14 protein-coding genes, 1 tRNA gene and 1 pseudogene are annotated in these 16335 nt (G+C 61.4%); 1 reads left to right on the forward strand and 15 read right to left on the reverse strand.

Going from position 1 to position 16335, the window contains the following annotated elements:
* Positions 1-17: 17 nt before the first annotated feature.
* From L880_RS32115 to aceA, 15 genes are all read right to left on the reverse strand, one after another.
* Entirely contained in the window at positions 18-2456 is a 2439-nt protein-coding gene (locus L880_RS32115) for a glycoside hydrolase family 2 protein (RefSeq protein ID WP_051443201.1), read from the reverse strand.
* Between the two features lie 6 nt (positions 2457-2462).
* Positions 2463-3428 (reverse strand): DUF1839 family protein, encoded by a 966-nt coding sequence (locus L880_RS0109585; RefSeq protein WP_043329033.1) that lies wholly within the window; start codon positions 3426-3428, stop codon positions 2463-2465.
* Positions 3428-4351, reverse strand: a complete 924-nt coding sequence (locus L880_RS0109590) for an amino acid--[acyl-carrier-protein] ligase (RefSeq protein ID WP_051107422.1) — start codon at positions 4349-4351, stop codon at positions 3428-3430. The genes L880_RS0109585 and L880_RS0109590 overlap by 1 nt, the downstream gene beginning before the upstream one ends.
* A 1-nt stretch (position 4352) precedes the next feature.
* On the reverse strand, positions 4353-5564 hold the full coding sequence (locus tag L880_RS0109595; protein ID WP_027475496.1) for an acyl-CoA dehydrogenase family protein: 1212 nt from the start codon (positions 5562-5564) through the stop codon (positions 4353-4355).
* Complete coding sequence (locus L880_RS0109600) at positions 5561-5812, reverse strand: acyl carrier protein (RefSeq protein ID WP_019575401.1); 252 nt, start codon at positions 5810-5812, stop codon at positions 5561-5563. The genes L880_RS0109595 and L880_RS0109600 overlap by 4 nt, the downstream gene beginning before the upstream one ends.
* 312 nt (positions 5813-6124) lie before the next feature.
* A tRNA-Pro gene (locus L880_RS0109605) sits at positions 6125-6201 on the reverse strand.
* Between the two features lie 26 nt (positions 6202-6227).
* Positions 6228-6668: a MerR family transcriptional regulator gene (locus L880_RS0109610; protein WP_027475497.1), complete on the reverse strand. Its 441-nt coding sequence runs from the start codon at positions 6666-6668 to the stop codon at positions 6228-6230.
* A 99-nt stretch (positions 6669-6767) separates the two neighbouring features.
* A complete protein-coding gene (locus tag L880_RS0109615) occupies positions 6768-7097 on the reverse strand; it encodes an integration host factor subunit alpha (protein ID WP_425389175.1) in 330 nt (109 codons plus the stop codon).
* Positions 7098-7113: 16 nt separating this feature from the next.
* Positions 7114-9549 (reverse strand): phenylalanine--tRNA ligase subunit beta, encoded by a 2436-nt coding sequence (pheT, locus tag L880_RS0109620; RefSeq protein ID WP_027475499.1) that lies wholly within the window; start codon positions 9547-9549, stop codon positions 7114-7116.
* Positions 9550-9628: 79 nt separating this feature from the next.
* The gene (gene pheS / locus L880_RS0109625; protein ID WP_019575405.1) at positions 9629-10681 is read right to left on the reverse strand and encodes a phenylalanine--tRNA ligase subunit alpha; all 1053 of its coding nucleotides are present in this window, start codon (positions 10679-10681) and stop codon (positions 9629-9631) included.
* Between the two features lie 103 nt (positions 10682-10784).
* Positions 10785-11144, reverse strand: coding sequence for a 50S ribosomal protein L20 (gene rplT / locus L880_RS0109630; RefSeq protein WP_027475500.1), 360 nt, complete (start codon positions 11142-11144; stop codon positions 10785-10787).
* A 26-nt stretch (positions 11145-11170) separates the two neighbouring features.
* Positions 11171-11374 (reverse strand): 50S ribosomal protein L35, encoded by a 204-nt coding sequence (gene rpmI, locus L880_RS0109635; RefSeq protein WP_027475501.1) that lies wholly within the window; start codon positions 11372-11374, stop codon positions 11171-11173.
* A 168-nt stretch (positions 11375-11542) separates the two neighbouring features.
* Positions 11543-12139: a translation initiation factor IF-3 gene (infC, locus tag L880_RS0109640; protein WP_084461187.1), complete on the reverse strand. Its 597-nt coding sequence runs from the start codon at positions 12137-12139 to the stop codon at positions 11543-11545.
* Between the two features lie 82 nt (positions 12140-12221).
* Positions 12222-14129 (reverse strand): threonine--tRNA ligase, encoded by a 1908-nt coding sequence (gene thrS / locus L880_RS0109645; RefSeq protein ID WP_027475503.1) that lies wholly within the window; start codon positions 14127-14129, stop codon positions 12222-12224.
* Positions 14130-14488: 359 nt separating this feature from the next.
* Complete coding sequence (aceA, locus tag L880_RS0109650; protein WP_019575410.1) at positions 14489-15820, reverse strand: isocitrate lyase; 1332 nt, start codon at positions 15818-15820, stop codon at positions 14489-14491.
* Between the two features lie 305 nt (positions 15821-16125).
* On the opposite strand from aceA, the pseudogene L880_RS0109655 reads away from it, so the two are divergent.
* A pseudogene (locus L880_RS0109655) lies at positions 16126-16335 on the forward strand (IS1380-like element ISCARN34 family transposase); the annotation flags it as partial.

Raw genomic sequence — 16335 nt, forward strand, 5'->3', positions numbered from 1 at the left:
CGTGATGAACAGGGTGCTCAAGGCGTAGGCGGGGCCAGGCGCACCCAGGGCGCCGTCAGGCCATTGAGCGCGGCCAGGGTACCCCCGGCCAGCGCGGGCTCCACCGTGGAGGCTTCACGCGGACGCAGGCTCAGCCACTTTTCGATGCCCGGCGGCAGATGGAACCAATCGTCCGAGGGCTGATGGCTGTGACTGACAAAATGGACGTAGTGAGCAAAGCGCTGCGCCGTGACGCCCAACTGCCAGCCGCCATCGCGCCACTCGAGGCGGGTGCTGAAGCCCAGATCGGCAGCAGGCAGCGCCCGCTGCGGCAGGTGGCAGGCCCAGCCCAGCACCTGGCCTGAGAGTGCATCGCGCAGCACGGCCACACTGACATCATGGGCCGGTGGCCCAAAACGGTAGGCATAGCTGATGTCGAAGAATCGCCCGAGCAGAGCCGTGCTGCTCAGCGTGGCCGCCCCATGGGCAGGCAGCTCCAGTGTCTGCTGGCCGTCAATCACCACGCGCTGCCCATCCCGAAACACCTGCAGGCTGAGCACCGCCTTCAGCGCCTGCGGTCGCTCATTGATCACATGCAGCGCCAGGCCGTTCAGGCCTTCGTCGGTGATCAGGACCTGCACGGGTTGCAACACCCGCGTCAATGCGTGCCACACGGGCTTGGCGCGGGCCTGATGATCCAGCAGCCCCCACCCGGCACCCTCACGCAGGTCCCGCAATTGCCAGACCAGCGCCCCGGCGCAGCCGGAATCCGGGCGGCGCCACTCCGAATACAAGTGCTCGGCCAGATCGCAGGAGACTGCCCGCCCCAGATCCAGGTAGCGAGCCGGGTCTTCGCGCCGCAGGCGGCCCGGGTCCACCCCATACAGCAGTTGCAGGTAGTGCTCGCGCACATCGTCGAAATCCCACGAGGCGGCAGCGTCACGTGGGGTGCCCTGCTTCCAGAGCAGGCCCATGGGTTGCTGGGCCAGTGCCGGGGCCAGATCGGCCTCAGCCGGCACATGGGCCAGAGCCATGCACTCGCTGGCGAAGCGCACCCGCGCGCGGCGGGCATCGTCCAGCCCGCGCTGGTAGGCCCCCACGCCGTAGTAATGGCACACCCCCTGATCGGTCGAGAAGCTGGGCTGCCCACCCCAGGGCGTGTTGGGCACATAAGGCACATCGGGCCGGGCCTCGACACAGGCCTTGGCCAGCAGCCCCTGAAAAATCGGATCGTCTTCCGGCCAATCGACGCCCAGCATCTCAGCCTGCTGGCGCACCTCGCTGCCGCCGCACAGCACGGCCACACAGGGGTGGCACAAGGTGCGGTCCAGAAAATGCCGCGCCTCGGCGTCCAGCTCGGCCAGAAAGCCGGCGTCCCGCGCGGGGTAGTCGAAATTGGCCAGCATGAAATCGTGCCAGACCAGCAGACCGGCCTCATCGCACGCGGCAAAGAAAGCGGCCTCCTCGTACAGCATGGTGCCGCTCACGCGCACCATGTTCATGCCCGCGTTGACCAGCTCACGCGCCAGCGCACGGTACACCTCAGGCCGGCTGCGCAGGCGCAGCAGATCAGGGGGCGTCCAGCACACGCCACGGCAAAACACCGGCAGGCCATTGACCCGCAGGCGAAACGCCCCTTGTTGTCGATCCAGTTCGATGCTTCGAAAACCGACCCTGGCCAGCAGGGTCTGCTGTGCGCCAGTATCCAGCCACACTTCGTGCAGCACTGGCCGACCATGGGTGTGCGGCGCCCAGGCCTGGGCCTGAGGTACCCCCCCTTCTGCCCACCAAAGCCCGTCATCACGCTGCTGCAGGGGCAGACAGGTGTCGGCACACCGGAGCTGGGCGCCCTGGGGCAACTGCGCCCCCTGCAGACCCAGTTGCAGCCGTGCGCCCTGCCCGGTCCAATCCGCGCGCAGGGAGTGGATCTTCACTGGCGCGCCATCCGAAGGCGAGGTCAGGCGGATCTCGCCAAAGGGGCCGATGGGCGTCCACTCCGGGCACCAGCCCAGCATGTGCCCCAGCACGGTCTGGCGCATGTCGCGCAGGCTGGGCGGTTGGATCATGCGGGGGCGCCAACGGGCCCGGCCCTGACGCTTGAGGGTACCCCGTGCCAAGGCCTTGAAACACAGAACGAGGGTGGAGCGTCCTGCCGGCAAGGCCACACTCAGGGGCAGGTACATCTGACGGTGCGTGCACAACAACCGCCCATCCAGCCAGACATCGACCACCCCGGCCAGACCTTCGAAGTGCAGCGTGGCTGCAGCGGGCAGGTTCCAGCCAGATCGGTACCAGACGTCCTGCTCCATCAGCGAGCGCGGCGCCAGCAGATCGAGGCGCCCCGCTTGCGAGAGCGCCTCGCAGGCCGTGCCGGGCACAGGTGCAGTCAACCAGGCGCCATCGGCCTGGGGCAGCCGATCGGGGTGATCGAACTGACCGCCAGGGGTTTCCAGCAGTTGCCAGGAGGGACCCACCATGAAATCTCAGCCCAGATGCTGACGCAGGCCGCCGATGACGGCGTCCCATCGCTCGGCGACATCGCTCAGGATGCGGCCCGAATCATCGGGCTTGCGCCGCGCCACGGCGCGCACGACGCGAAACTGCATCAGCTTGGCCTGGGCCGCGATGTGATCGCAGTGCGCTGCCAGCGGCAGCAGTGCCCCATCCCCAAGCCAGCGCAAATAGTGATCCAGCAGGCCGAACACGGCACCGAATTGGCGGAAGTGGTTGAAGGCATAGAGGTGGAAATACTCGTTGCCGCGCTCGATCACCCGGGCCAGATCGGCCTCGTACTGCTGCTGATAGGCAAGAAACGGATTGACCGCCGGCGCCAACAGCAGGTGCTGTTGCAAGGCAACCCGGGCGGCAGTTCGCAGGGCCTCACCTTGCAAGGGCGAGCGCTTGCGCTGCAACACTTCGGTGTAGGGCAGCAAGGCGCCGGTGGCCTGTCGGTCCACCGAGTCGATGGCAAACAGGGCGCGGTAATCGTCACCCTGCAGCACATAGCGGCCTGCGTTGTGGAAGTAGCCGAGCAGTTGCTTGTCGGGGTCGATGAATTCGATGCCGATGGTGGTCTTGCTGTGCTCCCGCTGGTAGGAGGTGCTGCGGGTGTCGGGCATGTGAAAGCCGTCCAGCTCCACCAGCACCAGATGCCCGCGTGCGACCTGGGCCGCCACATGGTCCTGCAGACGATCGAACATCGCCAACTCGCGCAGCACCAGGCCGTGCATGCTGGCAAGGTCGGCAGGCTCGAACTTGCAGAAGGTGAACTGGTCACCCTCGTAGTCCAGCTGGACCAATGCCCCCATCAGGGCCTCAGGGGCCAAGCCGAGGTGGTTGAGGTAGGTGATCCAAAGGTCCAGGCTGCAGTTGGACTGCGGCCAGTGGCGCTCGGCAGCGTGCACCGCGTGCGGGCTGTAGGCCGGCAGCGCAAGAGCCTCGCCCAGCATCAGAACCCTCCCAGCGCCGCCTGCACATCAGCCGGCCAGGCCTTGGGGTCAAAGCCATGGTGGCGGAACAGGGCCAGGGTGATGCGCTCCATGCCGAAGCCGACGCAGGCCGTGTGGGCGACCTCGTCGCCCGGGGTACGCAACTTCCAGATCAGACCGAAATGGTCCATGTGGTAATTGAAGCTCAGGCAGGCGGTCGGGTTCTCTTCGCTGTTGACGGGCACCAGCAATTCAAATTTGAGTTTCTGCTGCCGCTGGCTGGCGGCCAGCACACGGCCGGCACGACCAAAGAAGGGATCGTTGGCCACATCGATGGTCAAGGGCAGGGCCAAGGAGCGCATGAGCTTTTCACCCGCCTCCAGCCAGTGGGCGCGGAAGGCCAGCACCTGGTCGGGCGTGCCAACGCGCACGTACTCGCGCATGCGAAACAGCTGCAGCCGTGTGGGCTCCAGCGAGGGCTCGTGCCGGAAGCAGTACGACAACAGATCCAGGGTCACGCCATCGGGGCCAACCGGCCCCCGGCGTGCTACCACCGGGTAGGAAGGGTAGCAGGCAGCCGGCGTCAGCACCACGCCAGAGGCCTTCTGGCCTTCGGTCCAGTCCTTGCCTTCAGCCACGCATTCAAGGATGCGGCGGTGCTCGCTCTCATCGCCGCAAAAGCAATGCACCGTGCCCGCGAAGTGTGGAAAGGTCTTGAGGTATTCGCTCTCTTCAAAGGTCTGCTGCGAGATGGCAGGCGGAAAGCGCATCACCTCAGCCTTCTGATCGGCGCCATAGCGGGTGATCAGGCGGTCCAGCTTGTCGAGGATGTCCTCGAACACCCCGCTCTTGCCATACAGGCCGTCCACACCCATGGGAATCAGGTGGCCTGCGGCAATCAACTGCTCAAGAAAAGTAGGGCTCGTGTCCAGGGCGTCGCTCATGTCAGGCCAATCCGAATTGCAGGGGGTCCATCAGCAAGAAGCTGCTCATGGTTTCAATCAAACGTGCGTTGTTGATCATCAACGGTGCGGAGTGCAGGTCACGCAGGTGGCGGCCCAGGCTGGCCGCCCCTTCGGTCTTGTAGGCGGCAAAGCCGACCGTGGTGAGGGCTTCCTGCACCACCGCAAGACAGCCCTCGGACATGGTGCTCTTGAGCAAGGTCAGATCGGTCGTCAACGACATGGGCAAGGCCCCCTGCCCCGCGGCCATGGTGGCCTCGAAGCGGGTGGCGGCCGACAGCAGACGTGCATGCAGCACCTGCACCCGGGCCACCAGATCGGGCAGGCGCGTGGCCGCCGCCGGCAATTGACCGCCCGACTGCTTCATCACCGAGCGCAGATGGGTCCGGGCGCGCAGCAAGGCACTGTGGGCGATGCCGAACCACACGCTGGACCACAAAATGTGCGAGACCGGCAACATGGTGTTGGCAATGATCTCGGCAAAGGGCGCCTCGAAGATCTGCTCACAAGCCCCTTCGGCGCGGATCATGAACGCATCGCTGCAGGTGCCACGCATGCCCATGGCATCCCAGCTGCCTGTCTTTTCCAATTGGTACTGGTCCTTGAGGACCGTGACCATGACCTGACCATTGGGCGGTGCCTGCTCGTCGGCACGCGCCGTGATCAGCAAGGCATCGGCATAGGCGCCATACGAGACCACCGAGCCATGCTTGTCGAGCTTGAACCGATCCCCGTCTCGGACCACATGGGTCAGCGAACGACGGATATCGCCACCCACGCCCACCTCGGAGGTCACCGAACCCAGCAGCAGGGCCTCGGCAACGACTCGCTTTTGCAGCGCTTGGTACCAAGGAGAGGAGCCAGCATGGTGCACGATCGAAGACAGCTTGATCTGGTGCATCGCAAAGATCATCCCGCTGGCGCCACAGGCGCCACCGATCTGGGCACACATGGCCGCGATCTGGCGCAGGCTCAGGCCCGGCCCGCCCAGCGACTGAGGCACCCAGGCCGCCAGCAGACCGGAATCACGCATGGCCTGCACGGCCTCGGCGGGGAAACGCCCCTCCCGATCAACCTCCTGGGCATGGCGTGCCGCCACTTCGGCAATCACCGCGGCGCGGGCAGCCCAATCGTCACGACACGACATGGCCGCCGGCAGGGCTTCAACCGGATCAAGGGAGGTGGCCGCGCTCATGTTGGGGCTTGCTCAGCCTGCAGTTTGTGCAGAACAGAGGCCAAAGCCGCAATACTGGAGAAAGTGGCACGGTTCAGGTATTCGTCGGGGATTTCGACATCGAAACGATCCTCGACGGCCAGCATGACGTTGACGATGGCCAGACTGTCCAGTCCAGCCGCAAACAGGTCGGCGTCGTCGCTCAAGCCATCCAGGGCCTGGGCCATGCGCCCCTGTTTGGCGAAGATCTCACGCAGTGCGTTGTTCATGATTCCTGTGATTCCAAAGAACCATCAAGCCATCGAGTTGCTGCCAGCTGGATTCCAGCGGGCTGCGTCGAAATGTATTGATGGGTAACATTCTGTCACCAGGATCATAACGACCGGCATGGGGCCTTACAACCAAACTTGATGACAGCGGAACCCAGGTTCAACCCAATCGGTGAACTAGTTGACAACGCCCACCGGAGTGGCGGTCGCAGGGATGAGAACAAATGGATCCTCAAGCCCGCGTGAAAGTCGGGACGAAAAAAATGGGTCAGTTCCTTTTGAGAACTGACCCATTGATTCACTGGAATAAAATGGTCGGCGTGGCGGGATTCGAACTCGCGACCCCTTGCACCCCATGCAAGTGCGCTACCAGGCTGCGCTACACGCCGACAAGAATTAAATTATATAGCGGTTTTCAGGCGCTTTCGGCGAGAAGCTCGCAAATCTCAAATAATTCTTTGCGCAGAGCCTGCAGGTCGCCCACGGCAGGCAGTTGGCCCGCAGCGCGCGCGCCTTCAGCGGCCACCAGCGCCACCGAGCCAGACCCATGAGCTTGCTGCACCTGCGGTGCATCGACGTCCGAAACGGCCTGCTCCAGACCACCCACTTCTTGCAGCTTGTTGCGCGCCCCGACGATGGTGAAGCCCTGGTCGTACAGCAAGTCTCGGATGCGCCGAATCATGAGCACCTCATGGTGCTGGTAGTAACGGCGATTTCCGCGGCGCTTCATGGGCCGCAGCTGGGTGAACTCTTGCTCCCAATACCGCAGGACGTGCGGCTTGACGCCGCACAGTTCGCCCACCTCACCGATGGTGAAGTAGCGTTTGACCGGAATGGGGGGCAAGGGGTTTGCCATGTGGATGACGGACGACACGAAAAGCTTTTAGGTTACTGCAGAGCTGCCTCAAATGCCAGCCAGCACAGGCAGGTCTCTCGCAAAAGAGTGGCTTAGTCCTCAGCCTTGAATCTGCTCTTTGAGCTTGTGGCTGGCATGGAAGGTCACAACGCGCCGGGCCCCGATGGGAATGGCCTCTCCCGTGCGGGGATTGCGCCCCGGGCGCGGTGCCTTGGTACGGATCTGGAAATTGCCGAAACCGGAAATCTTCACATCCTCCCCCGACACCAGGCTCTCTGCGACCAAGTCAAAAAACGCGTCGACCATGTCTTTGGACTCGCGCTTGTTCAAGCCGATCTGCTCAAACAAGAGGTCCGCCAATTGAGCCTTGGTCAGCGCCGTCGTTTCGAGGTCATCGACCGCGAACTCGATCTCGGGAAGAGTCGCCATGTTGTCTCGCATCCTCTCAAGCACGCAGACGGGCGCCCGTATCGGCGGACAGCTTCTGCAACACGGCCTGCACGGCCACTTCGATCTGCTCGTCCGTGAGCGTGTTCTCACCACCATGCAAGGTGAGGCGGATGGCCAGGCTCTTTTCACCCGCAGCCAAACCACCCTGCACAACCGAGCCATCTTTCTGGACCTTGGGGCGGTAGAGGTCGAAGAGCGTCACATCACGCAACAGACCGCCAGTATCTGCCGCACGGATGGCCGCCTGCACCGCCGCATAGGTGACCTGGTCCCCCAGCACCACAGCGATGTCGCGCGTGACCGGCTGCAGACGCGAGACCGGCTCGAACGCCGGGACGCTGCGCGCCAACACAGGATCCAAAGCCAGCTCGAAGACCAGCGGCGAAGACGAAAAGCCCCATTTCTGACGCCAGCGCGGATGCAATTCGCCGACATGCCCAATGGTCTGGCCATTCAGCTGCACGGCCGCCGTGCGGCCAGGGTGCAAAGAGGGATGTTCGGCGGGAACAAAGGCTGGCTTGAGAGGCGCCAGCAAGGCCTCGACGTCGCCCTTGATGTCGTAAAAGTCAACCGCTCTTTCAGGCATCCCCCATTGGGTGGACGCATGCGTGCCCCAGGCTACACCGGCCACCCGCATGGGCTGGTCGAAACCGGAAACGGTGGTGATCGAGTCCGTCACAGAGGCATCGCGCAGGAACACACGCCCCAGTTCGAACACACGCACGCGAGAGGCCTTGCGGTCGGCATTGAACTTCAGAACCTGCAAGAGGGAACCGATCAACGACGAGCGCATGACGCTCATCTGGCTGGCGATCGGGTTCAGCAACTTGATGGGGTTGGGATTGGCCGCCAGCTCGTGCTCCCAGGAGGCATCCACGAAGCTGAAGTTGATGGTCTCCTGGTACCCCAGGCCGGCCAGCAGACGGCGCACAGCAAAGGAACTGCGTTGCGCCTCGGCACGCAGCTTGGGTGCGATGGGAGCCAGCGGCTTGGTGGTCGGCAGGTTGTTGTAACCCACCATGCGCGCCACTTCTTCGATCAGGTCTTCCTCAATGGTGAGGTCGAAGCGGTAGGAAGGCGGCGTCACGGTCAAGGTGCCCGCACCTTCGGTGACCGGAAGGCCCAGACGACGCAGCGCCAGCGCACAACGCTCCTGCCCCAGAGCCATGCCGATGACCTTTTCAGCACGGGCCACCCGCAAGGTGACCGGCTGAGCCGAAGGCACATTGACCCGCTGATCATCAATCGGACCGGGCTCGCCACCGCAGATATCAATGATCAGTTGCGTGATGCGCTCGATGTGCTCAACGGTGAGCTCAGGATCGACACCCCGCTCGAACCGGTGCCCCGCATCGGTCGAGAAGTTGAAGCGGCGCGAACGACCGGCGACGGCCTTGGGCCACCAGAAAGCAGCTTCCACGTAAACGTTTTGCGTGTCGTCAGACACTGCCGTCGAATCCCCACCCATGATGCCTGCCAGGGACTCGACCTGCTGCGCATCAGCGATCACCCCCACCTGAGCATCCACCGTGATGGTGTTGCCATTGAGGAGCTTCAGCGTCTCGCCTTCACGCCCCCAACGCACGTCCAAGCCGCCATGGATCTTGTCCAGATCGAAAATATGCGACGGGCGCCCCAGCTCGAACATCACATAGTTGGAGATGTCCACCAGCGGGGCCACACTGCGTTGTCCGCAACGCGCCAGACGATCCACCATCCACTTCGGGGTGGCCGCCCTGGGGTTCACACCACGCACCACACGACCCGAGAAGCGGCCGCACAGATCAGGCGCACTGATCGTCACAGGCAGACGTTGCTCGTGAACAGCGCTCAGCTTGGGAAATTCAGGCTTCAGCAGAGGGCTTCCTGTGAGGGCAGCGACTTCACGCGCAATGCCATACACGCTCAGACAGTGCGCCAGGTTGGGCGTGAGCTTCAACGTGAACAGTGTGTCGTCCAACTGCAGGTAGTCGCGGATGTTCTGCCCCAGCGGCGCGTCAGCAGGCAGCTCCATCAGACCACCGTGGTCTTCGGACAACTTCAACTCACGGGCAGAGCACAACATGCCCTGGCTTTCCACCCCCCGCAGCTTGCCGACCTTGATCACAAAAGGCTTGCCATCCTCACCAGGCGGCAACTCGGCGCCCACCATGGCGCACGGAATGCGGATGCCCACGCGCGCATTGGGCGCACCGCAGACGATGTTGAGCAGTTCAGCCTGGCCCACATCCACCTGGCACACACGCAGGCGATCGGCGTTGGGATGCTGCTCGGCCTGCTTGATCTCGCCCACCACCACACGGGTGAAGGGAGGCGCCACAGGCTGCAACTCTTCCACTTCCAGACCCGCCATCGTGAGGGCCTCGGAAAGCTCGGCCGTCGTCAGCGGCGGGTTGCAGAACTCACGCAACCAGGATTCAGGAAATTGCATAGTCGGACTCTTCTGGTGAAGGCGTGGCGCGCAGGCGATGCGTCTTGAGCATCGCGGCCCGCCATGGCCTCAAAACGGGTTACTGGAACTGGGACAGGAAACGGATATCGCCATCAAAGAACAGGCGCAGATCGTTCACGCCATAGCGAAGCATGGTCAGACGATCCGGGCCCATGCCAAAGGCAAAGCCGATGTACTTCTCGGGGTCCAGCCCCATGTTGCGAACCACGTTGGGGTGCACCTGCCCAGAGCCAGCCACCTCCAGCCAGCGCCCCGCCAGGGGCCCACTCTGGAACTGGATATCGATCTCAGCGCTGGGCTCGGTGAAGGGGAAGAAGCTCGGACGGAAGCGCAGTACCAGGTCATCCGACTCGAAAAAGGTGCGGCAGAAGTCAGTGAAGACGACCTTCAGATCCTTGAAGCTGACATTGGCACCGATCCACAAGCCCTCGCACTGGTGGAACATCGGCGAGTGGGTGGCATCGCTGTCGACACGGTAGGTCCGGCCTGGGGCGATGACACGGATCTCGGGCATGGTCTCACCAGCATCCAGCAGGGCGCGATGCGCGTTCACATGCTGAACTGCATGGCGGATCTGCATCGGACTGGTGTGCGTACGCAACAGGTTCGGCGCGGTGGCAGTCCCCCCTTCGACGTAGAAGGTGTCGTGCATGGAGCGCGCGGGATGGTCTTCCGGCGTGTTGAGCGCCGTGAAATTGAACCAGTCGGATTCGATTTCAGGCCCTTGGGCCACATCAAAGCCCATCGAACCGAAGATGCCTTCGATCCGTTCAAGCGTGAGCGATACCGGGTGCAGGCCACCCTGCCCGGCCTGGCGCCCGGCGAGCGTCACGTCCAGCGCCTCGGCCTTGAGTTGGGCATCCAGTTCGGCATCGGCCAGCGCCTGACGGCGGGCATTCAGCGCCGCCTCGATGGCTTGCTTGGCTTGGTTGATGACGGCGCCTCGGGCCTTCTTTTCATCAATCGACAAACTCGCCAAGCCCTTCATCAACTCGGTGATGCGCCCCGACTTGCCCAGAAACACCGCTTTGGCATTTTCCAGGTCCGCCGGCGTGGCAGCTTGCTCGAAACCTTGTCTGGCGCTGTCGACCAGTGCGTCCAACTCGTTCATAAATTCTCTTGTCAATGAAAAAGGGCTAAAGCTTTGTGCAAAGCCCTAGCCCTTGTTTCTTGTTCGCAGCGCCCCACACAAGGCGGGGCGTAGCCGTGAAAAATCAAGCAGCCAGCTTGGCCTTGACTTGGTTCACGATGCTGCCGAAGGCAGCCTTGTCATGCACAGCGAGGTCAGCCAACATCTTGCGGTCGATCTCGATGGAAGCCTTCTTCAGGCCGTTGGCGAACTGGCTGTAGGTCAGACCCAGTTCACGGGCAGCGGCATTGATACGGGCGATCCACAGCTGGCGGAACACACGCTTCTTGGTACGGCGGTCACGGTAGGCATATTGCCCAGCCTTCATCACCGCCTGCTTGGCGATGCGGAAGACATTACCGCGGCGACCACGGAAACCCTTGGCGAGGGCCAGAACCTTTTTGTGACGGGCACGAGCCGTTACACCACGTTTGACGCGAGGCATTGAATTACTCCTTGTTCGTCAGTTGATTACAGGCCAGCGCCGGGCAGCATCTGCGCCATGTGACCCATGTTGGTCTCATGCACAGCCACAGCACCGCGGAGGTGACGCTTGTTTTTGGTGGTCTTCTTGGTCAAGATGTGACGCTTGAAGGCTTGACCGCGCTTGACGGTACCACCCGGACGGACACGGAAGCGCTTCTTTGCGCTGCTCTTGGTCTTCATTTTGGGCATGTTCATGCTCCTTTTACATTGTGCTCGTGAGGCGTCTGCAAACTGATTGCAGCCTTGATGGCCCCGAGCCACTTGGTCGGCAGCAGGGCTAAGCCCGCCACCTGGACAGCAGGCATTGCTGCCTACCACCTGCCGAAGCTCCTCTCGCAAAGAGCTTCAGTGTTCTGATCAAACTGACGCTGCAGCGGCACCCGCCTCAGCAGGCTTACCCGCTGAAGGCTTGCGCTTGCCAGGGGCGATCATCATGATCATCTGACGCCCTTCCAGCTTGGGAAACTGCTCGACCACAATCAAGTCAGCCAGTTCATCCCGAATGCGCTGCAACAAGGCCATGCCAATTTCCTGGTGGGTGATTTCACGCCCACGGAAACGCAAGGTGATCTTGCATTTGTCGCCATCTTCAAGGAAGCGCTTGATGTTGCGCATCTTGATGTTGTAGTCGCCGTCATCGGTGCCAGGGCGGAACTTGACTTCCTTGACTTCGATGACTTTTTGCTTGGATTTCGCCTCAGCAGCTTTTTTCTGCTCTTGGTACTTGAACTTGCCGTAATCCATCAAACGACAGACTGGCGGGTTCGCAGTGGCCGCGATTTCAACCAGATCCACATCCAGCTCACCCGCCATGCGAAGCGCTTCCGCCAGGCTGACGATGCCGATGGGCTCGTTTTCCGGACCGGAAAGTCGAACTTCCGGTGCCATGATTTCACGGTTCAGACGGTGCTTGCGCTCTTCCCGCTGGCGACGATCACGAAATTCAGTAGCGATGGCTAGTGTCCTTTAAATAGTGGCTGCACATGCAGCTTCAGCCGACGGCGACGCGTCAGCTAAAGCGATGGTTGACTGAGTGTCAGGCTTTAGAGGCGATGTCTGAAACAATCGTCTGAACGAAGGCTTCAACCGACATCACTCCGAGGTCTTTGTTACCCCGGGCGCGTACCGCAACGGCACCTGCAGCCTTCTCTTTGTCACCCACGACCAAGATGTAAGGCAGCTTTTGCAACGAATGCTCTCGTATTTTATACGTAATTTTCTCGTTGCGCAGATCTAACTGAACCCTAAGCCCTTGATTCTCAAGCGTTTTGACCAGTTCCCGACAGTAATCGGCCTGCGAATCGGTGATATTGAGCACCGAAACCTGCACCGGAGCCAGCCAAGTAGGCAGCGCGCCAGCGTGCTGCTCGATCAAAATTCCGATGAATCGCTCCAGGCTGCCAACGATGGCACGGTGCAACATGATGGGGCGATGGCGAGCGCCATCCTCGCCCACGAATTCGGCATCCAGGCGCTCCGGCATGTTCGGATCCACCTGGATGGTGCCGCACTGCCATGGACGACCCAAGGCATCCTTCAGGGTGTACTCGATCTTCGGGCCATAGAAAGCGCCCTCACCCGGCAGGTATTCGAAATCGCAACCGGAAGCGCGCAAGCCTTCTGCCAACGCATTCTCAGCACGGTCCCAGCTTTCCTCAGAGCCGATTCGCTTCTCGGGACGGGTTGAAAGCTTGTAGATGATGTCTTTGAAGCCAAAGTCCTTGTAGACCTTTTGCAGCAGCGTGGTGAAAGCGATGACCTCACTCTGGATCTGATCTTCGGTGCAGAAGATGTGACCATCATCCTGCGTGAAAGCCCGCACACGCATGATGCCATGCAGACCCCCAGTGGGCTCATTGCGGTGGCATTGACCGAACTCGCCAAAGCGCAATGGCAGGTCGCGGTAGCTCTTGATCCCCTGCTTGAAGATCAGGATGTGTCCCGGGCAATTCATCGGCTTGAGGGCATAGTCACGCTTCTCAGACTCCGTGGTGAACATGTTCTCGCGGTATTTGTCCCAGTGCCCGGTCTTCTCCCAAAGACCCTGGTCCAGGATTTGCGGCCCCTTGACCTCCTGGTAACCGTTGTCGCGATAGACGCGGCGCATGTATTGCTCCACCTCCTGCCAGACGGTCCAGCCCTTGGGATGCCAGAACACGGTACCTGGCGAGTGCTCGTCGATGTGGAACAGATCCAGCTCCTTGCCGAGCTTGCGGTGGTCACGCTTCTCGGCCTCCTCGAGCATCGTCAGGTACTGCTGCAGGTCATCCTTGCTGGCCCAGGCGGTACCGTACACGCGCTGCAGCATCTCGTTGCGATGATCGCCACGCCAGTAGGCGCCCGCCACCTTCATCAGCTTGAAGAACTTGAGCTTGCCAGTGCTTGGCACGTGGGGGCCACGGCAAAGGTCTTCGAAGTTGCCTTCACGGTACAGACTGACGTCTTCATTGCTGGGAATGCTGGCGATGATCTCAGCCTTGTAATGCTCCCCAATGCCCTTGAAGTAGGCCACGGCCTCATCACGCGGCAGCACGCGACGCACCACAGGTTCGTCCTTGGCCGCCAACTCAGCCATGCGCTTCTCGATGGCCGCCAGATCCTCAGGCGTGAAAGGACGCTTGTAGGAAAAGTCGTAGTAGAAGCCGTTCTCAATGACCGGCCCGATGGTGACCTGGGCATCCGGGAAAAGCTCTTTGACGGCATAGGCCAACAAGTGGGCGGTGGAGTGGCGGATCACCTCCAAGCCGTCGGCATCCTTGGCCGTGATGATGGACAAAGGGCTGTCCGAGGTGATGGCGTAGCTGGTGTCCACCACCTTGTCGCCGATTTTGCCCGCCAGGGCGGCCTTGGCCAGGCCCGTGCCGATCGATGCGGCCACTTCGGCCACCGTGACTGGGCCGGGAAATTCACGTTTGGAACCGTCGGGAAGCGTGATCTGAATCATGTTGTATCTGAGTTGAGCCAGTGAAGGCGCATAAAAAAAGCGCGGTGAAGGCCGCGCTTTTTTCCATGGAGCAAAAACAGGTGTGCAGGCGCGAACCAGCGGGTCTCAACGACCCAGGAAGATCTCCGGTGTAGTTCGCGGTGTCATAACCAAGATGCCTTTCTCGCTCTTGCAAGTAGCCCTGTTGCCAGGATATCGGCGGATTTTAACGCCTCGACCCAAGCGTGCCAACCAAGACACCTAAAAATGCCCCCAGCTCAAGCAACGCGCCAGCCGCTTTCTGATGGCATGTCCCTTGAGGCCGCACCATGAAAAAAGCCCAGGCAAGCCTGGGCTTTATTGAGCGCTAGCGCCCAAGATCAGTGGAACTGCTCTTCTTCGGTCGAACCGGTCAGCGCCTTCACCGAGGACGAGCCACCCTGGATGACGGTGGTGACGTCGTCAAAGTAACCGGCACCCACTTCTTGCTGGTGCGACACGAAGGTGTAGCCTTGTTCGCGGGCGGCGAACTCGGGCTCTTGCACCATTTCAACGTAGTGGCGCATGCCTTCGCCGCGTGCATAGGCGTGGGCAAACTTGAAGGTGTTGTACCAGTTGCTGTGGATACCAGCCAAGGTGATGAACTGGTACTTGTAACCCAGTGCCGACAGTTCGTCCTGGAAGCGTGCAATGGTTGCATCGTCGAGGTTCTTCTTCCAGTTGAACGAGGGCGAGCAGTTGTAAGACAGCAGCTTGCCAGGGCAGGCCGCGTGAACGGCTTGAGCGAACTCACGAGCAAAGCCCAGGTCAGGCGTACCGGTTTCGCACCACACCAGATCGGCGTAGGGTGCGTAGGCCACACCGCGGCTGATGGCCTGCTCCAGGCCGTTCTTGACGCGGTAGAAGCCTTCTTGGGTACGCTCGCCGGTCAGGAAAGGCTTGTCGTTGGCATCGTGGTCCGAGGTGATCAGGTTGGCAGCCTCAGCGTCGGTGCGGGCCAACACGATGGTGGACACACCCATCACGTCTGCAGCAAAGCGGGCAGCTGTCAGCTTTTCGCAGGCTTCTTGAGTGGGGACAAGCACCTTGCCACCCATGTGGCCGCACTTCTTCACGGCGGCCAATTGGTCTTCGAAGTGCACGCCGGCAGCGCCTGCGGCAATCATGTTCTTCATCAGTTCGAAAGCGTTGAGCACACCACCGAAGCCGGCCTCAGCATCGGCCACGATGGGCAGGAAGTAGTCGATGAATTCCTTGTCGCCGGGGTTGATGCCGCGGCCCCACTGGATTTCGTCAGCGCGCTTGAAGGTGTTGTTGATGCGACGCACCATGGTCGGCACCGAGTCGTAGGCGTACAGCGACTGGTCGGGGTACATGGTTTCGGAAGTGTTGCCGTCGGCAGCCACTTGCCAGCCCGACAGGTACACAGCCTCCAGGCCAGCCTTGGCCTGCTGCATGGCCTGGCCAGCGGAGATGGCGCCGAAGGAGTTGACGTAGCCCTTCTTGGCGCTGCCGTTCACCAGATCCCACAGCTTTTCGGCGCCACGCTTGGCCAAGGTGTGCTCAATCGACAGACTGCCACGCAGACGCACCACATCGGCAGCGCTGTAGTTGCGCTTGACACCCTTCCAACGGGGGTTCTGCGCCCAATCCTTTTCGAGGGCTTCGATTTGCTGCTGGCGGCTCAGTTGGGAATTGAGAGATTGCGACATGTGATCACTCCAGGTTGGTTGAAAGGGGCCAGCCGTATTGCGTTTGCAAGTTCGTTGGCGTTGAGACAACTTTAAGTCTTCTATAAGAGTTGAAGACAATCTTATGTCTTATAGAAGACTTTTTTATTTTTATTAAAATTCAATGACTTACAACGCATATTTCTTATCATGAACCTGAATCCGTGAGCCCAAGAGTGAAAGTGCCTCACCCTGCGGGTGCGTTCGATTTGAGGTAGTTTGGTAAACGCGAGACAGGTGTGGGGCGTTGATGGGCCTGTTGCAAACGCAGTACCTGAGTTCTTCCAATGCGCCCCTTCATCGTCAAGCAGCTCGACTACGACCTCACCCCGGTAGCCGGTCTGGCGCTGGTCGGACATCACCTGAATCGACTCGCGCCAGTGTTCAAGCGACTCGATGCCGCCTTGCCCGTGAGAAATGGCGTTGCCAACAGCGACATCCTGCGCAGCTACCTGGGCCTGCTGGTGCAGGGCAAGAGCGACTTCGATGCGATTGAG

This window comes from Curvibacter gracilis ATCC BAA-807 (genome assembly GCF_000518645.1).
GTDB classification, from domain to species: domain Bacteria; phylum Pseudomonadota; class Gammaproteobacteria; order Burkholderiales; family Burkholderiaceae_C; genus Curvibacter; species Curvibacter gracilis.